This window comes from Micromonospora sp. WMMA1949 (assembly GCF_027460145.1).
Taxonomy (GTDB): domain Bacteria; phylum Actinomycetota; class Actinomycetes; order Mycobacteriales; family Micromonosporaceae; genus Micromonospora.
Genome location: NZ_JAPZBG010000001.1, coordinates 6,471,416 through 6,498,127 on the forward strand (window position 1 = coordinate 6,471,416; position 26,712 = coordinate 6,498,127).

Annotated in this window: 15 protein-coding genes; 9 read left to right on the plus strand and 6 right to left on the minus strand. The window is 66.7% G+C overall.

Annotation, left to right across the window (positions count from 1 at the left end):
* The gene (locus tag O7607_RS30215) at positions 1–672 is read right to left on the minus strand and encodes a DUF4194 domain-containing protein (RefSeq protein ID WP_269706841.1); all 672 of its coding nucleotides are present in this window, start codon (positions 670–672) and stop codon (positions 1–3) included.
* Positions 665–2,173 carry a DUF3375 domain-containing protein gene (locus tag O7607_RS30220; RefSeq protein WP_269706842.1) on the minus strand — a complete coding sequence of 503 codons (1,509 nt, stop codon included), beginning with the start codon at positions 2,171–2,173 and terminating at the stop codon, positions 665–667. The genes O7607_RS30215 and O7607_RS30220 overlap by 8 nt, the downstream gene beginning before the upstream one ends.
* Positions 2,174–2,276: 103 nt before the next feature.
* Here O7607_RS30220 and O7607_RS30225 point away from each other — a divergent pair, with 103 nt between their 5' ends.
* The 8 genes from O7607_RS30225 to O7607_RS30260 all read left to right on the plus strand — a co-directional run bounded on the left by O7607_RS30225 (position 2,277) and on the right by O7607_RS30260 (position 18,675).
* Complete coding sequence (locus tag O7607_RS30225) at positions 2,277–3,845, plus strand: ISL3 family transposase (protein ID WP_269706843.1); 1,569 nt, start codon at positions 2,277–2,279, stop codon at positions 3,843–3,845.
* Positions 3,846–4,442: 597 nt separating this feature from the next.
* Entirely contained in the window at positions 4,443–4,970 is a 528-nt protein-coding gene (locus O7607_RS30230; RefSeq protein WP_269706844.1) for a DUF4839 domain-containing protein, read from the plus strand.
* A 1,267-nt stretch (positions 4,971–6,237) separates the two neighbouring features.
* Entirely contained in the window at positions 6,238–8,652 is a 2,415-nt protein-coding gene (gene cas3g / locus O7607_RS30235) for a type I-G CRISPR-associated helicase/endonuclease Cas3g (protein ID WP_442929508.1), read from the plus strand.
* Complete coding sequence (gene cas8g1, locus O7607_RS30240) at positions 8,649–10,808, plus strand: type I-G CRISPR-associated protein Cas8g1/Csx17 (protein ID WP_269706846.1); 2,160 nt, start codon at positions 8,649–8,651, stop codon at positions 10,806–10,808. The genes cas3g and cas8g1 overlap by 4 nt, the downstream gene beginning before the upstream one ends.
* Positions 10,805–11,725: a type I-G CRISPR-associated RAMP protein Csb1/Cas7g gene (gene cas7g / locus O7607_RS30245; protein ID WP_269706847.1), complete on the plus strand. Its 921-nt coding sequence runs from the start codon at positions 10,805–10,807 to the stop codon at positions 11,723–11,725. Before cas8g1 ends, cas7g begins: the two co-directional genes overlap by 4 nt.
* Positions 11,722–13,155: a type I-G CRISPR-associated protein Csb2 gene (csb2, locus tag O7607_RS30250; RefSeq protein WP_269706848.1), complete on the plus strand. Its 1,434-nt coding sequence runs from the start codon at positions 11,722–11,724 to the stop codon at positions 13,153–13,155. Before cas7g ends, csb2 begins: the two co-directional genes overlap by 4 nt.
* Before the next feature lie 1,366 nt (positions 13,156–14,521).
* Positions 14,522–14,692 (plus strand): hypothetical protein, encoded by a 171-nt coding sequence (locus tag O7607_RS30255; RefSeq protein ID WP_269706849.1) that lies wholly within the window; start codon positions 14,522–14,524, stop codon positions 14,690–14,692.
* Between the two features lie 2,864 nt (positions 14,693–17,556).
* Positions 17,557–18,675, plus strand: a complete 1,119-nt coding sequence (locus O7607_RS30260; protein WP_269707121.1) for an IS630 family transposase — start codon at positions 17,557–17,559, stop codon at positions 18,673–18,675.
* Positions 18,676–18,678: 3 nt separating this feature from the next.
* Here the strand turns inward: O7607_RS30260 and O7607_RS30265 are convergent, their stop codons facing one another.
* From O7607_RS30265 to O7607_RS30280, 4 genes are all read right to left on the minus strand, one after another.
* Entirely contained in the window at positions 18,679–18,945 is a 267-nt protein-coding gene (locus tag O7607_RS30265; protein ID WP_091573553.1) for a hypothetical protein, read from the minus strand.
* 1,370 nt (positions 18,946–20,315) lie between these two features.
* On the minus strand, positions 20,316–21,548 hold the full coding sequence (locus tag O7607_RS30270) for a DUF4041 domain-containing protein (RefSeq protein ID WP_269706850.1): 1,233 nt from the start codon (positions 21,546–21,548) through the stop codon (positions 20,316–20,318).
* Between the two features lie 575 nt (positions 21,549–22,123).
* Positions 22,124–23,143 (minus strand): hypothetical protein, encoded by a 1,020-nt coding sequence (locus O7607_RS30275; protein WP_269706851.1) that lies wholly within the window; start codon positions 23,141–23,143, stop codon positions 22,124–22,126.
* A 291-nt stretch (positions 23,144–23,434) separates the two neighbouring features.
* Positions 23,435–24,484: a hypothetical protein gene (locus O7607_RS30280; RefSeq protein ID WP_269707122.1), complete on the minus strand. Its 1,050-nt coding sequence runs from the start codon at positions 24,482–24,484 to the stop codon at positions 23,435–23,437.
* 703 nt (positions 24,485–25,187) lie between these two features.
* Between O7607_RS30280 and O7607_RS30285 the strand changes: the two genes are divergently transcribed.
* Complete coding sequence (locus tag O7607_RS30285; protein WP_269706852.1) at positions 25,188–25,970, plus strand: transposase family protein; 783 nt, start codon at positions 25,188–25,190, stop codon at positions 25,968–25,970.
* Positions 25,971–26,712: the final 742 nt, after the last annotated feature.

The window sequence follows — 26,712 nt, forward strand, 5'->3', positions numbered from 1 at the left end:
TCACGCTGTGGCCTCATTCCGTTCGCGTAGCCACTGGTCCAGTTCGGCGAGCTTTTCCGTGCTCAGCACAACCTCCACCAGCGGGGTGATCCGATACCGGCCTGCGGACTCCTCCGCGAGCAACCCTTCGGGGACCAACCGCTGCACGGCGTTGCGCACCTCCTGTTGGCGCCGGGCCAAGTTATGGTCGTGCGGATCGAAGTAGGTCAACACGGTCTGCTCAAGCTCCTCGATGTCCACCCTCGCGGACATCTCGCCTGTACCGCGTTCCCGCTGGAAGACGGTCCGCAGGTGGATCAGGACCAGAGTCTCGGCCCGGGTGTAGGGGTCGTCCTTGAGGAGGATCGGCACGTCAAGCTCGACTGAGCGCACCTGCTGCTTGTACGCCACGCCTCGGTCGTTGTCGACCACGAGGCGAACGAACAGGTCATGCATGCGCGATTCGATGATCTGTTGGTTCTCCAGCAGCGTGCGCCATTGCGCGGGATTCTTTTCGGCAAGGAGAAACTTGCGCCGCAATAATTGGACCAGCACACGGCGCACCTCTGCGTCCAACGTTCCCGCATCGCCAGCGAACAGCTCGGTCGGATCTTCCTCCATCGAAACGGGGTCGATGAACCCGGCCACCGTGCCCATCGGCCAGCCGTCGTCGGCGCCGTCCGGGTCACTCATCACCACCGCTCCCCTCTACGCCCGCCGGGTTCGCCGCCACCACACTGCCGAGGGCGAACCGTCGCCGGGTCTGGTCGGGGCGGACCGTGTCAACCACCGCCACCTCGGATGTCTCGGTCATCCCGGCGTCATGTGCAATTTCCAGTAGGCCTAGCAAATCGACCGGCCGCTGGAGATCCTCGGCCGCTGCCCGGAATGCCGCCAGCACATCCACGCTCGTCGCACCGCCCGCGAACGCTGCCAGGTGCACCCGCAACTCGGTGTACCGAGGGCCACCCCATGCCCGAGTGTCCGCCGCCGGTAAGTCCTCGGCCTCCTCCTCGGCCCAGTCGCGCAACGGCGCAGGTGGCTCCGGTGGTCGCGGATCACTCATCCGCTGACGCAAGTGCCCGACATCGGCCACCGGCAGGCGACGCAACGGCTCGACGACCTCTCCACGGCGTGAATTGGGAACCCACTTGTGCAGGCCCGACATCACATCCCTCAACAGTTCATCCACCTGACGGTCGCGCATCGGGTCGTGGTTGCGGACCTGCGTGGTGATCACATGAGATGCCTGCCGTTGGGCGGCCAGCACCTCCTTGACGCCCTGCTCGATGCGCCGCGAAATCTCGGCGAGCTCCCGCCGCTGTTGCTCCGGCAACAGCTCAGTGAACCGGTGCCTCAGTACCCTCCGCAACTGGCCCCACAGGTCATCGATCTGCGCCGGGTCGCCGATCAGGCGCAACGCCCCCGCGAACGCGCGGCCTTCCGGTGTCGCATCCAAGATCCGTTGGCCGCGGGCCAGGTACTCACGCAGCACCTCCCCGGTCGGCCGCACATCGTGCCGCAATTCGGCGACCACGTCACGCTGGATAGCTTTGATCGACTCTGCCACGCGGGCAAAGTCCGCAGGTAGCTCCCGCGCCAAGTGCAGCACATTCTCGGCGGCCTCAAGCAGCTGCTCGTCCTCGACTGTCTCGACGGCACCACCCTTTTCAAGTCGAGCCAGCTCCTTCTGCCGCTGCTGGATCTCCTCGTGCAAGCGCGCCAGCCGGGTCATCAGGTCCGGATCGGCTTCCTGCGCAAGCCGCTCGATCGCCTCCAACAGCGTTCTGACCCGCGACTCCGACACCCTGGTCCGCGCCCCGCCGACACGCCCAGCGATCTCCAGTGCACCGACGCCGTACGCCGACAGTCGGTACACCTCGACATCGCCATCGGACACCTGTCGCACCAACCACCCCGCCTGCACCCACTGCCTGCACAAGTCTCGCGAATTTCCACTAGGCAGCGGCTGGTTATCCTCGTCGCCATAGCCGGCAGCCCGTAGCTGGTCAAGGGCGTCGTTGATCTCCGCATGCGCATCCGCCACCGCGACCGTCGGCCGCTCCGCCGTGAAGACCATCGCCAACACCGTCACCACGAACGGCGCGTGCGTCTGATGAAGCAAGGCAAGCATCGGATTCTGGAACGCCCGGAGCGCACCTTGGTAAGCACCTTCTACACCTCGCATAACCATCGACACGAAGCGTAGGAGGCGGGTACGACACAGTCAGCCCCTCGCGATCGATAGCCCACATTTTGTGAGTCGCGCTCGTCGGTTGTTCGGGTTGGGTGCCGGGGTGGAGATCATTCCGGCGTTGCTGCCGCACCTGAGGGGTCTGCGGCTGGAAGCGGTGGTGATCCGGGCCGTCGGGGTCAGGATCAACGCGGCGACTCAGACGGTGCGAGCACGTTGTAGCGCCTGCGGAACCTGGTCGACCACTGTGCATGGTCGCTATGTGCGGCGGCTGGCCGACGTCAGGTTAGGTGGGCACGAGGTGCTGGTCGCGTTGACGGTCCGCCGATTCACATGCCTGAACGCTGAATGCGGACGACGGACGTTCGTCGAGCAGGTGCCCGGCCTGACTCGGCGGCATGCCCGTCGCACCGTCTTGGCCGCGGGCGACCTGGAAGCAGTCGCGGTGGCGCTGGGCGGTCGACCGGGCAGCCGGTTGGCGCAGCGGTTGGCGGTGTCAGTGTCCCGCTCCACGTTGATCCGGATGATCCGCCGGATGCCCGACCCGCCGCCGGCGACGCCGACGGTGCTGGGCGTGGACGACTTCGCCCGCCGTCGTGGCCACCGCTACGCGACGGTGCTGCTCGACATGCACACCCGCCGGCCGATCGACGTGCTGCCCGACCGCACCGCCGACACCCTCGCCGCCTGGCTGCGCGAGCATCCTGGTGTTCAGATCATCTGCCGGGATCGAGGCGGCAGTTATGCCGAGGGCGCCCGCAAGGGGGCACCTGACGCGATCCAGGTCGCCGACCGGTGGCACCTGCTGAAGAACCTCAGCGACACCGTCGAGAAGGTCATCCGCGGGCACCGCCGGTGCCTGCGCATCCACGCCGAACCGACATCTGCCTTGGTCGCGCTGGCCGACGAGCCGGTGAGGGCGGGGCGTCGGGCGGTGAACACCCGCGAACGCCACGCGGCCGTGCATGCCCTGCGAGCCGAGGGACTGTCGATCAGCGCGACCGCCCGCCGCCTTGAGATGAACGTCAGAACCGCCCGCAAGTACGCCCACGCCACTACCGCCGAGGCGTTGATCGGCCCGAACGCCAGCAGCCGCCCCAGCAGCCTCACGCCGTTCCATACCTACCTGCGGCAGCGGCTCGGCGACGGCGTCCACCAGACGGCCGACTTGCACGCCGAGATCCTGGCCCGCGGCTATCAGGGCAGCCTGCGCGTGCTGCGCGACTGGCTCGCCGCGAACCGCACCCGACCCGCACCTGTGACCACAGTCCGGGTGCCGTCGGCCCGACGGATCACCGCCTGGATCATGCGCCCCGGCCACAAACTCACCGACGACGACCGCGCTGATCTCGCCGACGCCCGCAGCCGCTGTCCGGACCTCGACATGGTCGCCGGCCTTGCCCGCGGGTTCGCCGCCCTGGTCCGCCACCAAGGCACCGGGCAGCACCTCGACGCCTGGATCGACCGCGCACGCCACGCCGGATACCCCGAAATCCGTGGCTTCGCCGCCGGCCTGGTCGGCGACCGCGACGCCGTCGTCGCCGGCCTCGCCCAGCCCTGGAGTTCAGGCCCGGTCGAGGGCCAGGTCAACCGCATCAAGACGATCAAGCGACAAATGTATGGCCGGGCGAACCTCGACCTCCTCCGCAAACGCGTCCTCGCCACCCCGTGAACCACCGCCAAGATCAATCACAGAATGTGTGCCAGAGCCTGAACTTTGACCCCTCTGTTCCGGCCGAATTTTGACCCCCTTTGTCGGTTCTCACCGAACCTTTCCGTACGCCAAGATTCTTTTCAAAGAAGATTGCAGTGCTCCGCCGAAAATTTCACCGAACAGGTATACCGCCCGATGGGGCACGATTCCTGCCGGTGCGATCGGTCCTGTAACCCGGCCAGACGAGCCTCGTCATAGCGGCAGCCGCGCGTGGACGCTCTGCCGCGTCACCCCGACTCGCGAAGCAACCTCGCCGACCCGATCCGGCCACCGTCGCCAGCACCGGCAGCTGGCCCGGCTGTCCCGCGGCGCCGGCCCCGTCGACCAGCGCCGCCCGTCCTAGGTCACAGCGCTGAGATGTGCACGCCGAGCGCCAGCCTCGGCAGCTGCTTCCACGCCGGCGGCGCCTGGCCGACGTGCTGGGCGCCCACAGCTCATCGAACGCGGCGCGCTCTCTTGTCAGGCACACCGGCCCCGGCGATGGTCAGGCAGCGCTCGGTGCTGGGTAGGGCTCGGTGGTGGCCGGCTGGGCAACAGCTGGCATGCTTCGGTCGCATGAGGAAGATGGCCGCCCTGGTTGTACCCGTGCTCGCACTGCTCGTCGGCTGCGAGGTTCCGGAAGCCGCATCTACGGACGCGGGAACGGAGAAGGCGAAGGCGACGGTGACCGCGAAGGCGAAGGCGACGGCGCCGAAGACAATCACGGTCGAGAACAACCCCGACTTTGCAGCGCTTCTGGCGGGCCCGCCGCATGGGAAGACGGTCGAAGCGGCCGTTGAGAAGTTCCTGTCGAAGACAGTCGAGTTCGACGGGTTCGTTTCTGACATCTACATCAACCCGCGCGAGCACCTCGGCGCATCAACCATCGACGTGATGGCGGGCGATGCGTCGGACAAGAAGCACACCGGCCCCGTCTTCCAATTGAGTTGGTACGGCCACGAGGACCCGATGGAGAAGTTGGCGAAGGGCACCAACGTGCATGTGAAGGCCTCGGCCGGAGTCATGTACGAGTTCGAGCCGTTCCAGTACTACCTGATTGACGAGGACTCGAACGACTCGGAGTCCCCGCTCACCGCGAGGTGAGATCCGGCCGCGCGTAGACGGCAAGAGGCCCGGCCCCCGAAGGGCCGGGCCTCGATGCTTCTCGCTAGGCGTTGGGCTGATTGAGGGCCTCGAGGGCGTCCTGGGCGTCCTGCAGCCGCTTACCGACGGCCCTTGGCGAGCCGGTCGGCGCGCGCACACGGGGGCACGCTGGCCGCCGTGCTCGATGGCCTTGACACCGGGGCTGGTGTCGGTGTTCGGGGATGGCTCCGCCGCAGCCGGCGCACAGTGTCGCGTCGTCGTCCTGGTCGCCTTGGTCGTCAACGAGCGATGGTCCGGACCGGCCGAGCGGACGCCGAGTCGACGTGCCTGCTCGTCGAGCTGTGGGTGGAGTACGCCCGGGGAGCTCCTGGACGCCGACGTTGACGGGGTGTACGAGCTCGAGCTGGTCGCCGGCGCGGGGCCGCCGTGGGTGTACATCTGGGCATCGGCGGCAGGCTGACCGGGCAGATGGGGTGCGGCGGACCACCAGGCCTCGGCTGGCACCGAACGGAGACCGTTCGCGTACGACCGGTACAACTCCAACTAGTTCCGCGTGACGCCCTAGGCCCGCTGCCGCCACAACGGAGACCGGTCATTTACGGCCGGTGCAGGTAGCTCTTCCCGCTGGACCGGGACCGCCTGTACGCGGCGACGCCTCAACGGAGACCGGCCATGTACGACCGGTGTGACCCTAGGCAGCGGTACACGGGTGCGGTGTGGAAGCAGCAGCCCCAACGGAGACCGGCCATGTACGACCGGTGTGACCCTAGGCAGCGGTACACGGGTGCGGTGTGGAAGCAGCAGCCCCAACGGAGACCGGCCATGTACGACCGGTGTGACCCTAGGCAGCGGTACACGGGTGCGGTGTGGAAGCAGCAGCCCCAACGGAGACCGGTCATGTACGACCGTGCGACTCCGAACCACCACCGATATGGAGTTGCGCAAAGAACCATGACCCCGAGCGAGTCTTTCGTGCTGAGGCTTCGTCCGCGACCATACCGTCAGCCCGCCAGGCGAGGCGCATCGAGTTGCCTTAACCTGCAAGAATCGGCTCAACGGGCGCGCTGGTGTAGCAGCAGAGGCTTGTCAGATCAGCGACAGATGAACACCGGGCCGCCGCTTCATACTGGACATATCTGGTAGAAGTCAACGCTGCGCTAGTGAAATCCGCCTTCGACTGCCGCTGGCTGTCAACTCCTGTCGGGGCCTTCCGGTATAGCTTTCGAGACCGGTCCAGGGCGGCACGTGAGGCAGGTTCACAGGGGACGTGACATCTTTTAGTTCGTTCTTCGATTTGGCGACCGGGCACCCGCCCTACGGGTATCAGGCGCGTTTGGCGCAGGACGGTCTCCCTGCCATGCTGCATGCGCCGACTGGCTCGGGTAAGACGGCGATCATCCTGGCCTGGCTGTGGCGGCGGCTACACGGCCCAGATCCGGAGTCCACGCCACGTCGGCTGGTCTTCGCACTGCCGCAGCGGACGCTCGTGGAACAGGTAAGCCGTGAGGTCGACCTCTGGTTGGGGCGCCTCGGGCTCGTCGACACCGTCGCCCTGCACGTTGTCATGGGCGGTGCCGGCGGAAGTCAGCGTGCCTGGCGAATGGCCCCGCACCGGCCGGCGATCGTAGTCGGCACGGTCGACTCACTGGTGAGCAAGGCTCTGAACCGTGGGTACGGCATTTCCCGGGCTACCTATCCGATCGACTTCGCCCTGGTCACCAATGGCGCCCACTGGGTGATCGACGAAATCCAGCTCGCCCCGGAATCGACCACGACACTGCGGCAGCTCGCCGCGTTCGCCACGGCACCGACGCCGGGTTCCTGGCGAACCGCCGAGCCATTCGCGTTGACCTGCATGTCGGCCACCGTGCGGGAAGAACTGCTGACCACGGTGGACAACCCGATGCCGGCCGAAGACGACATCGCGCGGATCGAGCCGGCCGACCGGGTCGGCGAGCTGGCGCGACGTCTCGACGCCGAGCGCACTATCAGGCGACTCCCGGTCGAGGCAGGTGACCACCGATCGCTGGCCGAAGCGGTCCAGGAACGCCACCGGCCCGGCACGTTGACGCTGGTCGTGCTCAACACCGTGGCGGCCGCCAGGAATGTTCATGCGGTGATAAGCAAGGGGGTGACACCGTGCACCCTGCTGCATTCCCGGTTCCGTGGCGTCGACCGGAAGGCCCTGCTCAACAGGGTGCTCGAACAGCCGGGCGAGCGCGGTCACATCGTCGTCGCAACCCAGGTGATCGAGGCGGGGGTGGATCTCGACGCGGCGGTGCTCTGCACGGAGGCGGCACCGTGGCCGAGCGTGGTGCAGCGGGCCGGGCGCTGCAACAGGGCGGGCCGTCTGACCGACGCGGAACTCTGGTGGCTGCCGCCGGCCAAGCCCGAACCGTACGAAGAGCTCGACATCGAGGCGACTGTTGTCGAACTGGACGCGCTGGAGGGCATCGGGCTGACGGGAGAGGGGCTGCTCCGTAGGAACGTTGCGACCCAGCCCGCCGAGGTCACCGTCCTGCGGCGTGGCGACCTACTCGACCTCTTCGACACGACCCCCGACCTGACTGGCGCGGACGTGGATGTCAGCCCCTACGTGCGCGACGCCGAGGATTCCGACGTGCAACTGGCCTGGGCGCAATGGGAATCAGCTGCCGCCGACAACCGACCGCCGCCGAATGCACGAGCACCGGAGACGCAGTGGCGTTGCCGGGTGCCCCTGCGCGAGCTGCGCAGCCTGACGAAGCGGGCCGCCGTGTGGCGCTTGGATCAGGGCCACGGCGCCTGGACACGGGTCACCGACGCGTCACCGGCTCGCCCCGGCGAGGTGCTCGTGACCGCACCTGAGACCGGCTGCTACAACCCGGAGGTGGGACTCGACCCGTCGAGCAGACGCCCCGTGCCGGAATGCCCGCCCATGCCAGTCCGTCCCGATCCGACGCTCGGCACCGATCCGGCATCCGGTGGCGAAGAGGCGTACGGGCAGGAAGCGACCAGCACCATGCAACCGGGCTGGTTGTCTCTGGACCAACACAGCGAGGATGTCCGCGACCAGGCCCGGACCTTGATCGACACGCTTCAGCCCGCGCTCTCCGAGGAGCTACGCGAGGCCGTCGTCGCCGCCGCTCACCTGCACGACCTCGGCAAAGCGCACCCCACCTGGCAGGACGCGCTCTGCGCACTCGCGGACGACAGCGATCGCCAACGGATCGAAGCCGGACGGCCGTGGGCCAAGTCCGGCAGCCAGCGGTCCTTGACCTTCTCGCGGGGTCAGGCGTTCCGGCACGAACTGGCCTCACTGCTCCTCCTCGACGGGCCGCTGCGGGGTCTGCTCGACCGTGTGGCGGAGCCTGACCTGGTGCGCTACCTGGTGCTCGCTCACCACGGTCGGCTCCGTATACAGGTCCGCGGTCCGGAAGACACCGACACCAAGAATCTCCTCGGACTCCGCGACGGGGAGGTGGTCGCCATCCCCCCGCTGGCCGGGCAGCCCGCGCCCGAGCTAACCGTGGAACTCGACCAGTTCAGCCTCGGCGGACAGAAGTCCTGGTCACGCAACGCCCTAGCGCTGCGTGACCGCCTCGGACCGTTTGTTCTGGCTTACCTGGAAACCGTCGTGCGGATCGCCGACTGGCGGGCCAGCGCGCTCAGGGATGCGGCGACAGGCGAGGAGACGGCATGAGCGCGGTGATCTTGCCGGGCCTACATCCGACGCCATTGGTGAACTACCTCGCCGGGCTCGGCCTGATTCGAGTGATCGGTGAGCAGGCTGATCCCCAGGTGACCGCCGCCTGGACGCCCGAGGGCCTGCTGATCGACACGACCGTCGCCGACATCGCTACCTGGTTGGCGCAGACATACGCCCCTACCCCGGTGTTGAGCCCCTGGAACGAGGGCAGCGGTTTTGGTACCAAGGATGTCACTCCGCGCCAGGCCCTCGAGCGGCTCGTGTCCCATCCCGTACCGAGGCTCGCGGCCTTTCGCGCGGCCCTGGCTACCGCCACCCTGGTCGCCGAGCGCTACCGCAGCGAAGGCTGGGGCAAGGAGCAGGCGGTTCGCGAGTTGCGGAACCGCTGCGCGGAAGCCATGCTGCCCTGGCTCGACGCGGCGGTCGTGATCACCAATGGCAAGGCTTACTACCCGCCACTGCTCGGCACCGGCGGCAATGATGGCCGTTTGGAGTTCTCCACCAACTTCCACCAACGGCTGGTAGAACTGCTCGATCCCGCCCCGAAGGCCGCCGCCCGCGCGCTGGCGCAAGCCCGCGATCTGCTCGACGGCGAGCAGCAGGAGATACTCTCGAACGCCCCGATCGGCCAGTTCGACCCGGCCGGTGCCGGCCCACCTGGCTCATCGCCATTCGGCGCAGCAAGTGCACTGGTAAACCCATGGGCGTACGTGCTGATGGTCGAAGGGACGATGCTTTTCGCCTCCCGCGCCAACCGTCGTAACCAGCACAGCATTGGCCGAGCGGCAATGCCCTTCACTGTCTCCGCCTCGCCAAATTCGACGAGCGGTGCAGAAGCGGAGGAAACCCGAGGTGAACTGTGGACACCAGTGTGGCGAAAACCGTTCACGCTCGCCGAAATCCGGCACCTCTTCGGAGAGGCGAGGGCAGTATGGCGCGGTCGCCCCGCCCAACGCGCCCTCGACTTCTACGCCGCGACGCGCACTCTCGGCGTCGCCCGCGGAATCGACAGCTACGAGCGATACGGCCTGCACCGTCGCAACGGCCTCGCCTTCGTGGCGGTACCGCTAGAGCGGGTTGAGGTCCGGGAAGACCCGACCGTACGGCTGGCCGCCCGACTGGAGGACTGGGTCGCCCGAGTCGAACGCGCAACCCTGTCCGGAGCCGTGCAGCAGGCTGTGCGACGAACGCGCACCGCGCAAATGGCCTTCGTCCGCGAAAGCGGTGCGCTGCCGCTGGCTCGCCTGCTCGCATCGATCACTGATCTCGAGTTCGCCGTGGCGCGCAGCGGCCGGGCACGCCGGGAACTGCCGGTGCGCATGCCGCCATCGGCTGCGGAGTTCCTCGCCGTGCTGGAAACTGCGAACTGTCCCGAATTGCGGATCGCGGTCGGTGTCGCCTCCTGCCAGAGCGGGGCTGGCGTGGGCAGGAGGGATCAGTCGCAGCGGAGCATGCGACAGATCCTGTTGCCGATCGATCCGCAGGGGCACTGGCAGGACATGCCCCTGGTGCCGGGTTTCAACCTCCGTCCGCTGCGGCACGTCCTCGCCGACGTGCTCGCCTGGCGCAGTCGCACCGCCGTCGACGAACAAGGCCGGGTGCCGTTCCGGGGATCGCCGACGTTCCGGCAGGCCGTCCCGGTGCCCCACGCCGACCTGCACAACTTCGCGCAACCCGGACTGCTCGACGACAAGGCGCTTCACTTGTGGCTACGGGCGTGCCTTGCACTCAACTGGCATGGAATCGCTCACGACTGGCCCGAGCCCGAGGACGGATTCGTTCCCGTGCCGACGCTCGGGCTACTGCACCCCCTCGCCGCCGGAGCAATGCCACCAGGTCAGCGGCTGGCCGATCAAGTTCCCCGCCAGGCGCTTGATCCGGACTGGGCGCACCGGCTGTCGATGGGACAGCTCACCGCCGTACACGCCGAGGCCGCCCGACGGCTGCGCCATCTGGGTTGGCAAGTCCTTCCCCCAATCGGGGAGATCGTCGGCGACGGCCGGGCCATCACGGCGGCGCTGGTCCCGCGCTGCCGGAAACCCACCGACGTGCTGTGGCGGCATCTGAGCCGCCGGCAGGCCAGGATCGCGGACGGTCCAGCCGTCCCCCAAGCACAAACAGTTGAACGGCCCGTAGAGGAGATGGCATGACCACCCAGCGCACCGTCCTGACCGTGTCACTGGCGCCGCTCATCGGCAGCCGGTTCCAGCCGGCTGGATTCCCCGATCTGGGCGCCGCGGAGTTCGACACGCCCGCCGGGCGGAACCTGCTCGTCGAGTCGACCCAGTCGATCGCCAACCATCTGGAGTCGACCACCTGGGACGACGCCCGCGCCGACCAGGTCGAGGACCTCGACGGACTGCCATACGTGCGGATCGTCAGCCCCGAGGGTGACTTCCTTTCCTCCAGCCGCCTTGAGGCACACCGCCTGGCGTCGGCGTACGTGATGAACGGAACCGTCGACGGAGTCAAGGGCGAGACCTGGCTGCTGGAACGCCTCGGGTTACGTGCCGGGTTGCCCCTGGACCACCGCGCGGTTGCCAGAGCCTGCTTCGCGCTCGACCCGCTCTCCCTCGTGCACGGCGTCTTCTTCGCCCGTAAGGGCTGGCCGTGGCAGCCCCGGATCGCCCGCGCCGTGACCGGGTTCATCGAGGCGACCGGGGCCCGGCCCGCAGTGAGCGGCGGAGTCAAACGGGACACAGTCATCAACGAAGCGAAGGACGGCGCGACCGCCGAGGGATACGGCACGGTGCCACACCACCGGGTCGAGTACACCGCCGAACAGATCACCGCCTTCTTCGCCGTCGACCAGGCCCAACTGCGCGCGTACGGGCTCTCCGAACCGGCAACCGCGCTGCTGGCTGCACTGATCGACTACGAGATCGGCACCCTCCTGCGTGGCGGCCTGCGGCTGCGCACTGCATGCGACCTGCGGGTGGTCGGCGCCGTGGAAGGTGAGCTGCCCGACCAGGCCGAGGCGGCACGACGGATCGGCAAGCTCATCCCGGACTGCTCCGACGAACTCGGCGACGTCACCACGGTGACTTGGACCAAGGGCAAGAAGTGACGGTCACCATCGCTGTCCGATGGCCGCTCGGGCGCTACCACGCCACACCCTGGGACCGCAGCGTCAACGAAGGCGCCGTGGAATGGCCACCCTCGCCCTGGCGAATCCTGCGCGCGCTCGTCAGCACCTGGTACACGCGGTGGCCGGAACTGCCCGCGCCGGCGCTGGACGCGCTGCTCGCCCAACTCGCCGAGCCACCGCTCTACCGGACCCCGCCCACCAGTCCTGGACACACCCGCCACTACCTGCCTGACATCGACCATGTCAGCGGCCAGAGCGGCTCGACCGACCTGACCTTCGACCCGTATCTCAAGGTGCCCAGGGACGAGCCCCTGCTGATCCGTTGGAACGCCGATCTTACCGACGACCAGCGGGGCATCCTGGCCAAGCTGGCCGAGCTGCTGCCCTACCTCGGACGGGCCGACTCGGTCTGCGAGGCCCGACTACTGGACCCCGACGATACCGATGCGCTGGTGGAGCCGGACCAGACGTGGTGGCGGCCATCGCGCGACGGGCAACAACTGGTACGGCTGCTCGCGCCGACCGCGCCCGTACAGCGCGCCGTCCTCGAGTCGACCACGGTCGAGACGCGCAAGCAGCGCCGTACTCAGCCGAGCGGAACCCACTGGATCGGATACTCACGCCAGGAACCGCAACGGCGACCCACTGTCCGTACACTCCCGAACCAAACCCTCGTGACAACCATCAGGTTCGCCGTCGCCTCAGACGCACCCCTCACCGCGGCCAACGGCATCCTGCTCGCCGATGAGGTCCACCGGCTCTCCGCGAAGCTCCTCGATGGCCGCCGAGCCGAACTGCTCGGCAGCAGGGGCGCCACCACCAACCACCAGCACGCCCACTGGATACCGATCGCCGCCGGCCCCGAACCAGGTGCGCGAGTGCACTCGCTGGTGGTGTGGGTACCGGCGGGATTGGCCGTAGCCGAGGTCGCCAGGCTGATCCAGATTCATTCCGTGTCAGGACGACGGGGCGACGGCTACGAAGTTAAGGGACTCCCGAAGGTCGACTTGCTGTTGCAGGCGACCGGACCAGTCGACCAAGTCGCCCCGGAACTCACCCGCTCGGCGCGCGCCTGGCTCAGCCTCACCCCCTACCTGCCGGTGCGCTACCCAAAACGGAAGACGCTCGAGGACTACCTGACAGAGGACATCCGCGTCGAGGCGGACTACCGCGGCCTGCCGCCCGCCCGAGTCACCTGCCTCAGCCCAGAGGACGGATTGCAAGATCGATGGGCGCGCGGATACCGCCGTCGCCGCCTCGCCGAACGCCTCGACAAGGCGCGACGAGGACTTGGACTGCGCTTGGAGTTCGACGAACCAATCACCGGGCCGTTGCTACTCGGCCAGCTCAGCCACTTCGGATACGGCGTATTCATCCCCGAACAGCGTCAGGAGAAGTGCAGGGAGTGACCTGCGGATGAACAGCTCAACGCCTCGCGCCCCTACGAGCACCTCTGCCGCTGGCCAACTCTAGGACGTGCGAGGCGTTGCACGCCGCCCTGATTCCAAACGGCCGGTGCAGCACTACTCGATCAGCCTGCGTCCCCACCACCTCGCACACCGCAACGGAGACCGGTCATCTACGACCGGTGCAACCCGGCCAGAAGGTCACAATTGCGTCCGGCTACCCAACCCCTCAACGGAGACCGGCCGTGTACGACCGGTACAGCACGAGCCAGCTTCCAGCGGAAGCCAGGGTAGGTCACGCCGCAACGGAGACCGGTCACGCTCGACCGGTGCAACCCCTCCGAGTCCGTATCCAGCAGTTCGGGTGGATAGACCCGCCCCAACGGAGACCGGTCGTATACGACCGGTGCAAGCTGGTGATTAGGGAAGGCGATCCGGTTCGGACGTGGACGCCCCAACGGAGGCCGGTCAGATATGACCGGCGCGACGACCAATCTGAAGTGTGACGTCGAGGACGAGATGCAGGCGCTCCAACGGAGACGGGGCATGTACGACCGGTGCCACTCCGGGCGGACGGGCAGCGCACCAGCAGCCATAACGGGCTCCAACGGAGACCGGTCATGCGCGACCGGTGCAGCGGCGGACCCGCTCAACGGTGTCAATCCGTTCCGCTTCCCACTCTAACGGAGACCGGTCATGGCGACCGGGGCAACTCGGCGAGCGGCTGATTCTGTGGTCGGCCCACGAATAGCCTCAACGGAGACCGGTCATGCATGACCGGTGAAACCCCAAAGCAACCTGATCAACGCGTCTGGCCTGAAGCTGCCCCAACGGAGACCAGTCATGTACGACCGGTGCAACCCACGGCTCGTCATCGATAGCCTGGTCTCCCACCTTGCCGGAACGGAGGCCGGTCATAGGCGACCGGTGCAACTGCCAGCAGGTTCGGCATCTGGGGGGACGTGCGCCGTGCCCCAATGGCCCACGGTCATGTACAACCGGCGCATGTGGTGACAAGGAGCAGCAGTCCCGTTCGGACTTGGACCCCCAGCGGAGACCGGTCGTGTGAGGCCGGTGCAACTGGTGCCCTTCACGCTGGATCCGCCGATCATACCCACGCCTCAACGGGGACCGGTCATGTACGACCGGTGCAACATGCGGGGATGGGGACAGCTACCCGGCCGCCGCCTACGGGCCCCAACGGAGACCGGTCACGTGCGACCGGTGCAATACGCACCCACCTCCGGCGGGATTCTGTTGTTCGGGCCCCAAGGGAGACCGGCCACGTACGACCGGTGCAGCGGATGACCCTCGCCGACCTCTGGCTCAAGGACCCCGCGCCCCAACCGAGACCGGTCAGGTACGACCGGTGCAACTGGTCATCGACTCGATGACCGCCGAGTGGGACCTGCTGCCCCAACGGAGACCGGCCACGCACGACCAGTACAACCAGACGGACACGTTCGACCAGATCAAGGACATCTTCGAGCCCCAACGAGGACCGGTCCCGTATGACCGATGCAACACAGCGGGGGCGTGAACTGCCCACTGCTGACCTCGTTGCCGAACAGAGACCGGTCACGTACGTGCCGACCGGTGCAACGCGCCCGACCGGCGCAGCGAAGACGGTCTGCTGCGCACCCCAACGGAGACCGGTCACGCACGACCGGAGTGCCGGCGCAGGGGTTACTACGTGGCGTGTGGCTGCCCCAACTTAGACCGGTCACGTACGACCGGTGCAACCCGGCGATGTTGTCCTCGATCGCCTTCGCGAACGCGGCACCCCAACGAGACCGGTCACGTACAACCGGTGCAACCGGAGCGAGTTGATGCCGGAAACGGCCCGGCAGGAATGGCCCCAACGGAGATCGGTCATCTACGACCGGTGCAACAGCAGTTCCTGAACCCGGCCATGGAAGCCGGGTTCAACCAGCCCCAACGGAGACCGGTAACGTATCACCGGTGCCACTGCGACTACCTGCTGGTCGACGAGTTCCACTACTTCAAGCCCCAACGGGGACCGGTCGCGTACGACCGGTGCACCCGCAGCCAGTGGGCCGGGCTGTCCGGGTTGGTCGTGCCGCCCCAACGGAGACCGGTCACGTACGACCGATGCAACTCCACCGCTGGTGCCGGTCTTCGTCGCGAGCCCCGTGCCCCAACGGAGATCGGTCACCTACAACCCGTTGCAACTGACGTGCGTCGCCGCCTGCACCGCGCTCATCTGCTTGTCGCCCAAACGGAGACCGGTCACCTACAACCGGTGCAACCCGGCTCAAGTCCGGAAGCCTCGCACTGACCCTCAAGCCCCAACGGAGACCGGTCATGTACGACCGGTGCAACCGACTTCGCCCCGTCGTCGCAGTTGGTGTTGAGATAGCCCCAACGGAGACCGGTCATGTACGACCGGTGCAACGGTTCTCCGACGGAGTAGTGGCGGGATGGCCTGGGCGATGCCCCAACGGAGACCGGTCACGTATGACCGGTGCATCCACAGACGCCGCCACATCATCTGCTGGGCCAGATTGCGCCCCAACGGAGGCCGGTCACGTACGACCGGCGCAACGTTCCGCACATCCCCGGCATGCTGGCGGCCGCCGCCCCCAGCGGAGACCGGTTGCGTACGACAGGTGCCGCAAGTTCGATGGCCATACCGATCCGGTCCACGATCAGGCCTCAACGGAGAACCGGTCACGTATGACCGGTGCAAGCGCCGTCGTCGGCGCAACCACCGCTGGCGAGTGGCTGCCCCGATGGAGACCGGCCACCTGCGACCGGTGCAATGCGACCCGCTCTAGCCGGTACCGCTCACCGCACTTGCTGCCCCGACGGAGACCGGTCACGTACGACCGGTGCAACGAGCGCGCAACCGTCACCATGACCGGGGGCGGCGACCTGCCCCAACGGAGACCGGTCACGTACGGCCGGTGCAACCCTCTGTGACACGCGAGAAAGGGCAGAGGCATTACCAGATCGACGGACGCGCGAGGCAGGATGCGCAATTCGCCCCGAATGGGGCCTCGGAACCTCTGGCTTGCAGCGCGGGGACTTGAGGTTCCGAACCAGCGATGGAGTTATGCAAGGAACATGGCCCCGAGCGAGCTCTCCTCGCCGTTGCTTTGGCCATGACCGTACCGCCGGCACCGGCATTGCGCATCTGCGTAACTCAGCCCACTGGCCCATGCCGATGCGCGCTGGTGCACATGCCTGGCGCAATGCGACCCACCCCGCCTTTCAACCTGCATTGCCGACTTGTTGCGTGGGCTGAGGCTGCCGCGTTGGAGTAGCCCGGCCGACACGGACCGTAGGCGTCGAGCATTCTGATCAGTCGATGCGCCTGCCGCCGAGCAGCCTCGTCGCCTAGAGTTCGACCATGCCAGATTCAGGCGAACATACGTACGAAACTCGGGACCCGGGCGCCGCGCTAGGCCTGGTGGACGCCTTGATTGGGCGGGCGCTCCAGGATCTCGAGAAGCTGGTGCAACTGAGAGCCGAGCTCACCGGCGAGGACCCTTTCGGCGATCGGCATCGGCGGCGCGTTCAACGAGAAGAGGCCCTCGCGGATCTTGAACGGAGGCGGGCTGAGGTCGGGCAGCGGGACCCCGAAGGGTGGGCCGCAGCCAACGCGTGGGCCCGGGAGATGCTGCAGCGCGGTCGCCGGCACAGGGATAACCCCCCGCTCTCGGGCGTTCAGATGGCTACTGACCTGGTAGCCCGCTTGCGTCAAGCGCGCCAAGCAGAAGCCGAGGCGAAGTGGGCTCGCTTGCGCCGTATGCACTCGGAGGCCGGCCGTGAAGGAGATCCACTAGAGGGGTTTGACGCATAGAACCGCATATTTGAAGCGGTCAATTATGCATTTTTATGCGAGCGGCGCGGCCGTGCGATCTCAACCGACCTGACCAGCTCTGTAAAATTCAAGCGAAACGCCAGCCTTCGCCCGTATCGTCGCCCTCTGACCTACATTCCGGCTATCGGAGGGCACGGCGGTGGTGGCTGTCCAAATGAGGCATGGGGCGCAGGTTGCTGCCCGAGTGTGTAGCGAGGGCGCCGGCCGCGCTGGAGTGCTGCGACGCTGGCGGCTGGCGGCAGTGGTGCTTCCCAAGGCCGGGGAGGCATTTGGATCATGGGTTGACCGTTGCGCCTTCGACCAAGGGGGTCCCTGCCGGCATCGCCGCCCTCTCGCTCGGACTGCCGCTTCGCGCTGGCCGCGGCGATGTCTACCCTCGCTTCTTCGGCATCGTCTTGACGGCCCCCGCCCAGGCGCAGGCGGCGTTGGCTACGGGACTGTCCGTAGAGTCCCTCACGGCAATGCACCTAGTGCTCTGACCACGAAGGTTCGCGGTGTTCGATGACACGCCGTCCGGCCTGGCTGCCGGACGGCATCGCGGCCATCAGGCTGTGGCGGTGGCAGAACCCGTGCGCGTCCGGCGGCTCAGCGACCAGGAGGGTCAGCAGCTGCTGAGGATCACCCGTCGTGGTACCGGCTCGGCAGTCCGATTACGGCGGGCCATGGTCGTGCTCGCTTCAGCCGGTGGGAACACCGTGCCGGCGATCGCCCGGCTGGTGCAGGCGGATGAGGACATGGTTCGGCAGGTCATTCACCGGTTCAACGAGATGGGCATGGTCAGCCTGGACCCTCAGTGGGCGGGTGGCCGTCCCCGCCTGATCAGCGACGATGACGAAGCGTTCATCGTCGAGACGGCCAGCGCCCGCCCGGAAGCACCGGGGCGGCCGTTCACCCGCTGGAGCGTGCGGAAGCTCGCCGACTACCTCACCGGCCATGCCGCGCGCCGAGTTCGGATCGGCCGGGAGCGGCTGCGACAGATCCTGCATCAGCACAGGATCACGTTCCAGCGGACGAAGACGTGGAAGGAGTCCACCGACCCCGACCGGGATGTCAAGCTGGCCCGCATCGAGTACGTCACCGCGCATTTCCCGCAGCGGGTGTTCGCCTTTGACGAGTTCGGGCCACTGGTCATCCGTCCGCAGGCCGGTGCCGGGTGGGCGCCGTCAGGGCATCCGCAGCGGCTGCCGGCGAACTACCACAAGTTGCATGGGGTCCGGCAGTTTCACGGCTGCTACAGCGTCGGTGACGACCAACTTTGGGGTGTGGTCAGACGTCGCAAGAGCGCCACGAACACCCTGGCCGCGCTCAAATCGATCCGGGCCGCACGTCCGGACTGGGCGCCGATCTACGTCGTCCTCGACAACCTGTCCGCGCACAAGGGCACCAAGATCCGGGCGTGGGCGGCTCGGAACAAGGTCGAACTGTGCTTCACCCCGACGTATGCGTCCTGGGCCAACCCGATCGAAGCGCAGTTCGGCCCGCTGCGGACCTTCGTGATCGCCGGCTCCGACCACCCGAATCACACCGTCCTGACCCGCAAACTGCAGGCCTACCTGCGCTGGCGAAACGCCAACGCACGCCACCCCGACGTTATGGCCGCCCAACGCCGCGAGCGCGCCCGTATTCGCAGCGAACGCCAACAAGTCTGGCGACAGCCGACCACACGTGCTGCCTGAGCGTCACGCGCCGGTTGGCCGCCCCACCTCGCCAAGCGCATCCAGTAACCGCTGCCTCGCCTCCTGCAGCCGGACCGGGTAGTCCGGCCTGAACACCTCCACCAGCGAGGTCTCCAGCGCACCCGAGATGCGATACAGCGGTGACCACACCGCCCGGTCACGATCGACCAACTCGTCGAAATCGGCAGTGCCCATCATCCGATGAAGCCAGTCCGAGAACACCAACGCCTCGTCCCGGCTCAGCCCGATCATGAAGTCATCCTCCGCCACCGCGCCGAGGCTACCGTCCGCTCAACACCGCGAACGTTCGTGGTCAAGGCACTAGATACCCGAATCCGCGGCTTCGCCGCGGGCCTGGCCAGCGACCGTGACGCCGTCGTCGGCCTCGCCCAGCCCTGGAGCTCCGGCCCGGTTGAGGGCAAGGCCAACCGCATCAAGACGATCATGCGACAGATGTATGGCCGCGCGACGCGGTCGCTGCGTCGGCAAGGCCTTAGCCGCAGCTCCCTCCGCTCCCTTCGGGCTCCCGCCAGTCAGTTCACCGAGCTGATTGGGACGGGCCCGCCCGGCAAAGCCTGGACGGTTCTTCAAGGTGACCGGCCAAAGGCGCCCCGACCGGCTGTATGCCGATCGGGGCTACGACTGCGGCGGCCGCCGCGGGCCAGATCCGCGCTCGCGGCGTCACACCCGTCATCGCCGACGCGGCACCCACGGCTCCGGCATCGGAATCGCCGGGTCGTGGAACGCACCATCGGCTGGCTGCACTGGTTCCGCCGCCTACGTAACGACTGAGAAGTCCGCGACGACAGCCACAAAGCCTTCCTCAGTCTCGCCTTCACCCTCATCTGTTGGCGCCAACTCCAATGTTAGGAGCCCCAGATCGCTTTGGCCGGCCCTGGACCGAACAGTTGGTCCTCGATGAGGCGAATCTCCTTGATCCTGCTTCCCTTATCCAGCTCAAAGGTGAGCCAGCCGCGAACGCAGTCTTTCGCCAGAACTGCAGCGGAGTAAGGCAGGGCAGGCTGCCGCGGTTCGGGAGTGATGTCCGCGGGCTGCAGTTGATAGTCGTCGGTGGTCCTGAGCTGCCAGGAGCTCCAACTCGGGGTTGACAGGCTCTCCCCCGTGGTGGCGTTACAGATCTTCACATCGACTGGCACCCACACTTTGCCCTTGTCGGGCTCAGAGTCGGCCTTTCCGTCAAATTTGGCCGAGTAGATGGTTACTCTCCAACCAGCGCCGGTGAATGTCTGACCGATCTTGAGCCGGGCTGGGCCCTGGTCCTCAGTCGGGGATGGCGACCTGACCGTGGCAGTTGGGGTTCCCGTAGCAGACGCGGCCGAACTGGCCAGCGAAACTGAGCCTTCGGGTGCTGGTGTATCGCCGCTGCTGCCGCAACCGGCAAGAAGGACCGCTGCCGTGGCAGTGGTAAGAAGTGGGTGTGCCTTCATGACCCCGTAACCTACCGTCCATAGTGGGGTGTCGTAGCAGGCGCCTCAACGGGCCTTCTAATCCGCATCGCGATTGTGAGCTCGGGCCAGCAGGTCGTTGACGCGCGGCTACCGGGGCTACTCAGCGGAGATGCTGATCGTCGCGGCGCTGTGCCGGGCAGTGAATGAGCCGTCGGCATGACCGCAGACCCGCTACAGGCTCGACTCTTTCGCTTGGGTCAAACTCTGCCGGTACTCGAGTGCCTCGGGGACCTCGTCGTACTGCAGCAGGCTGCCGGCCAACCCCAGTAGGTGTTCCTTGGCCTCTTGTGGTGTGGCGTAAAAGAACTCGCGTCGCTGATTGATGAGGTTCACTCGGCGATCGGCTAGGCGGGCGTGCATCTTGGCTTCGATGCCGACGGCGTCGTCGGAGAAGAACAGGGCGTGCACGTCGAAGTTGAACGGCACGGAGGCGTCGCTGAGCTCCTTCACCCGGTCGAGCGGGTCGAGGCGCCGGGTCATGCCGACTTTTACCATCTTCTCGCCGAACGCTCCCAGGTTGGAGATGACGTACACGTAGCCGGCGCGTACATTGGCGGCCCGGTAGTCCACCTCCTCGATCGCGGTGTCGATCTGCGCCAGCCGCTCCTGCAGCTGGGCGGCGCCGCCGACGTCGCCCTTGGCCTGCAGCGCGACGAGGGCGTTGGCGTAGTGCTGACGCTCCTTTTCGAGGCGGGCGCGCTCGCGTTCGATCTCCTGCTGGACCCGTCGTTCCTCCCGCAGCCGTGCCTTCTCCTCCCGCTCACGCTCCTTCTCCTCGGCGACCTTCGCCTGGTAGTCCGCCGTGAGTTCCATCTCGCGCACCCGCAGCCGGTGGTAGTCCTCGGAGATGCGGATGTGCATCGTCTTGCCCAGCTTGGCGATCGTCGCGGCCACCTTGCCCAGGCGCTCGACGGCCGAGTGGAGCTTGTAGGGCTTCAGACCGCGGACCAGGTTGTCCGCCTCGGCGTTGTACGCACGCAGCATCAGCTTGGAGAAGTCCCGCACCATCACCCGCCCCTCAGCCGCGGACCCGTTCACCGTCCAGCCAGTCGCGGCCAGGACCGCGCCACCTTCCCGCTTGGTCATTGTCTTGATCTGGCCCTGCAGCTCGGCCAGAGCTGCCTGGTAGGCGACCGCGTCCGACAGGGGATGCCGATACTCGTAGACGCCGGCCTCCTGCAGCAGCGCCGTCTCCTCAGTCACCACGACCTGCTCGCGGAGCTCACGCAACTGGCGGTCGAGATCCGCCTTCTGCGCTTGAGCCGCCGCAGCCTGCTCCGCGGCCTCGCGCCTCAGCCGCTCTCGATACTGCTCCAGTTCAACCGTGGACAGCACGCCAAGACGATTCATCTCCACACGGAGTCGCTCCAGCTCCGCCCGCAACTGCGTCACCTCCTCGGCCAACTCCCGTGCTTTGCCCCTGGCTCCGAACAGCGGAATCTCAGAAGCGGCGGCCCGGGGCGTCGGAGCGGACGGAGGCACGGGGGCAGCCACCGCAGGAGCGGCGGGCGGCTGCTGCGACGCGACCGGAACGACAAGCGGCGCCTCGGCAACCCATAGCTGCCATCCCGACGGGAGCGGCCCCCACGCCGGATCGGGCTTCCACCCCGGGCCAGGCACCCAGCCCGCCGGCGGCGTCGGCCAATTCGGCGGAGCGTTGAAACGGTACGCCACAGCTCATTCCCCCACGTGTCACGCATGAACCGCTGACGCTAGCCCCGCCGCCGCGTCTCAACATCAATCACTCAGCCAACAAGTCCCACCAACAGGACCAACCAGGTATCCAACCGCTCACCTACCGTCAGCTAGCCGACCCGGGAAGGTTGCGACGGCTGCGGTACTCATGGGCCCAGCACTCGCACCTGAAACTCGGCGTACGCCAACGTCCCGGTATGGCCGAAGTCGCTTAGGGCTAATCGGTCGGCTTGAGCGTCCACCGGTGACTTGGGTCAGATGGCCGCGCTGGACCCTGCCTGACGCTAGCCGCTCTCCGCTTCCGTAGTGACGGCGTTCGTACCACCCTCTTCGGGCACAGGTTCTGCTGCTGTCGAGACAGATTGGCACGATGGGCGCGGCCGCTCGGGTGCCTGAGAACGAGGCGGCTGGGTGGGGACGGCCGGGGGTTGCTGTCCTGTAGAGGTTCGCGATACGGGCATGGGTGGTGCCGCAAGCACGAGAGCTATCAACAGTGCCGAGGCCACGACGAGCTCGATACCGATGGTCGGCACTATCGTCCACGGGCCGGGGTGTTCCCACCAGCCATCCGAAGCGCTCGCAAAGAGCCCAGCTACAACTGGTGTGACAACCGTATAGAGGAGCATCCCGTACACCGCGAAACGCAGGGACCGCTGCCAGAGGACCTTTCCCCTACCATCTCGCCATTCGGCTAGTTGTCCGCGGCGGCGCCGAATGAGCGCAAGGACGATCATGGCGATCAGGACCAAGGCCGGCACGGACCAGATTGCCAGCAGCCATGCGCTGTCGTCGTCACGCGTGACGATACGCAGGTAGTGGTCGGCGGTCATCGCCAACAGAAGGACGATGGCAACCGTGACTCCATACATGATGATGGCCGCGAGCCACGGCAGATCAATGCTGCCGGCCTCTGTTGCAGCGGACTCCTGGCCCGTCTTTCTGCTCGATGGCTGCTCGGGATTGTCCATGTGTGCAGCGAGCAGCCAGCATGCGCCCGCCACCACGCCTGCGGCACCGACGCCAAGCATGCCGCTGGCGAACATGCCGTCGGTCCACACACGCGCACATAGATCGTCGCCTGAGCTGCCTGTGACGTGGCTGAAGATATAGCTGTCGAACCCCAGCATGACGAAGGTCGGGGCAAGGACTGCCAGTGTGTGGGTGTAGCGGGGCCCCCGCATGGCGAACAGCACGACGATGCCAGTGAAGACAAATCCGGCAAGAGCCCCGGCGAACTGTGAGTTCGTGGCGGCCGAGGTGACGATGCTCCAACCGTGGCTTGCGCATTCGGTTGAGGACTCCATGTGGCCACCATCGGGAACGGCGTGATTCTGAACCAGCGATTTGACGCCTACCTGACAGCGCGTATCCCGAAGATGCCTGACGTGTCACGGCATCGGTCACTCCGACCCCACTGGCCTACGCCGCTCGCGCAGGTCCACGATGCCGTCGCTCAGTCCATAGCCCGGGTCGACGTGGTGTAGGCGCCACCGGGCTGCACGCCTCGCCTCGACTTCGGATGAGCACGGCGCCTGGGAATCGGAGTTTGTGGCCGTCTGGGGGTTCCGTCGATAGACCGGGTCCGAACACCTCGGCTATCCCTCACCCAAATCCGGGGCCAGGACCTGCCGGGGCAGCTGGCCCGTCTGCTCGGCGTCCCAATCGGCGAGGACTTTCGTGACGAGATGGTCGACGACAGGGCGGATCGCTTCCTCTGGCACGTCATCAATGCCGAGCCGAGGGATCAATGCGGCGTACATCGCCCGCAGATGCCTCTCCCGGTCATCCGGCTCATCGTCGGGTCCACAACGGGACAGGTGTGCGCGCGTCTCCTCGGCCTCCTTTAAGGTGGTGATGAGGTCAGCAGGGCGCAGCTCCCGTGCCATCCCCTTGCTGATGGTGACCAGCAACGGAGGAAGCACTCGTTTGGCGTGTCCCTCGCTGTAGCGGACGAACAAGTCCGCTGGCTCCGCGGCCTGGTTCGCGAGAGCCCCAGCCAGCAGTCCGACGCAGGCGTCGGTAAGCCGAACTGGCGCCCGGCGAGCCCACGAGTTCGCGGGCTTGGTCGAGTATCGGTACTTGGCCGTGACATGCCGTAGCAGTGCCGAACCACTCGCGTGGGTGAAGTACTGCGAAGCCGGCCGGTACGCAGTGTCATACAAGTGAATCGCGAGCGTGGCGCTGGTCCGGGAGTCGATCTGCTCGGTCATCGACCGCACGTCGGGAAGTTTGCGGGACTCACCGAGTGCACATACCGCCTCTCGGATCACCGAGTCCGGAAGGATCCCGGCGCTCGACATGAAGGTCAGCAGTGACGGCGCGACCTTGATCTCGGACTCGCGGATCTTGCGGGCCGCGTCGGGGTCGTGCAGGCACCACAACCCGACGATGCAGGTCTCCATCGCGGTGCGCGCCAGCAGCGGCGCCGATTCACGCTGACGCGTCTGCACCGCCCGACGTGTCGCGCGTTGCAATGCCAGGAGCCTCAGCATCGCCAACCGGGCGTACCCTTCACCGGTGACTTCCGTTTCGTCACGCGGCCAGGGCCTGCGGGTGGCGAGGCTGCGGGCGCGGTGTCGGACCTGCACCCGCCGGGGCAGGTCCGGGTAGGGCAGCACGCCACGAAGGACGATTCGAGCGAGCATGACCAAGGCGGCTCTCACGGTCCGGAATCATCGCAGGTGTTCTCACCTCGGACGCTGGTTTTTCCGTGCCGCAATAACGTTCGACACGGACGACCCCGGCAGGGATTTGCTCGTTCAGGCCGCGTTTACGGCACATGCGGACTTGATGCCCTTCCTCACGAAGCCGGCCTCGCCAGCGATCACCTCACCGTCGCTGCAGCCGCGACGACGTCAACGGTCAGCCTCAACCACCCTCGGAGATGACCCATCGAGATTGCCCGCTACGTCGGCGGTACAGCACTTGAGCCGCCTCCCGGCGACCCATCTAAGCTGGGCCGCGGCGTTCGCTCGCTGCAGTGCGCTGCGGCCAAGCTCGTCGCGACGTGCCTTCCGCGGCGCCGACTCGGCATCAAGCGCTCAGGGGAACGAGGAACTTGAACCCAAGACAACCTCTTGTCGAGTCCCCTGAGGACTTGTCATTGGTTGTCAAAACCCCTTGTAACGGAAAGTAGCCGAAGTGGGCTTGTCATTACATGCCTGAAGTGGTCGCTGAGCTGCAAGGACGTCACTGAGCCCTCACCGACTCTTGTCACTGAGCTCTTTTCATCGTGATCAAGGGCGGTTGACCAGGTAGGCGGGGGCGGCGTGTCGATTGTCCGGATAGGACGAAACTCCCGGTAGGACAGCAGTCGACCAAGACGCACTGGCCAGCACGGGAGCTTCGTTGCTGACCTATCCTGCCAGTATCCCGCTGTCCACGCGCAGCCTGACCCGCCTGACCGAGCTGATCCGCGACCGCCGACGTGCGCTCGGCGGCCGCTGGCGGAGGCTGCCTGCGCAGCAGCAGGCGCTGATGGCCTTGGCCCATCTGCGCAACGGCGACACCCTCACCCGCCTCGCGGCCGGCTTCGAGGTGTCGGTGGCTACCGTGTGGCGGTACCTACGCGAGGCCGTCGACCTGCTCGCCGCCTGCGCCGACGACCTCACCGCCGCGATGCGTCGGGCTGCCCGGTTGGCGTACGCGATCCTCGACGGCACGCTGATTCCGATCGACCGGGTCGCTGACCAGCGGCCCTACTACTCCGGTAAGCACAAGCGCCACGGGGTGAACGTGCAGGTCCTGGCCGATCCGGCCGGGCGGTTGGTCTGGGCGTCGGCCGCGCTGCCCGGCGCGGTCCACGACCTCACCGCAGCCCGCACCCACGGACTGATCGACGCGCTGACCAGCGCAAACGTGCTGACCTTCGCAGACAAGGGCTATCAGGGAGCCGGCGGAAGCGTGCGCACGCCGTTCAAGCGCCACCGATACCGACCGAAGCTGTCCCGCCGCCAGCGGGCCGTCAACCGTGGTCATGCCCGGCTCCGCGCCCGCGGCGAACGAGCCATCGCCACGCTGAAGACCTGGAAGATCCTGACCAAGCTGCGTTGCTGTCCCCGCCGCGCCACGGCGATCGTGCAGGCCATCCTCGTCCTGCACCGCGTCGAGACCAGCCGCTACTCAGGATGAAAACGGCTCACTCTTCGCCGATATTTGGCTTGGGTTTTTGGGGGGTAAACGGGGGGGCAAGGTTGAACGTCGTAACGGGGGCACGGTTGAACGTCGTCACGTCTGGCCGTCTATCATCGGTCCTGCCAGCTTCATAGGTCGTGTACCGACCGGACTTGCGGCAGCCCGTCCTCGGCCAACACGATTTGCACATGACCGGCCGGCGCGGTAGACGAGCGCGTCAGCTCCCGCAGACGAGTGCCGCCACCGGGGCGAAGTACCAGCGGGGCAGCCACAGACATACCTCATTGTCGCCCACCAATACCGTCAAACCACTTCAGACACGCGACACTAGGAGGCCCTTCGGGCCCCACTGGATGCCTACCGAGGTATGCAAGGTCCAGCTCCCTGCATTTCAAAGCCAAGTGCCGTTGGAGTACAAACCACCTCCACCCGGTGCGATCCTCCCACGCCGCCGAGGGCGCGCGCAGCAGTTCTCAAACAGCCAATTAAACTCGCCCGACTCGTTGAAGGAGCCGCCACCATTGATCCCCTTCCTCAGCTCCAGTCAAAGATGCGTAGCGGGGCCCACAGACTACGTCGAAGAAAAACTCCTCTAGACTCGGCGCAATTTCTTCGAATTGTTCACTCATCCACCACTCAACGCCCGCGTCAGGAAAGTGCCAGACGGACTCGTCGAGGCGATTAATGAACCATGGTTCATCACTCACAACTCCCGCACAGAACCACCCCTCCTTAGCCA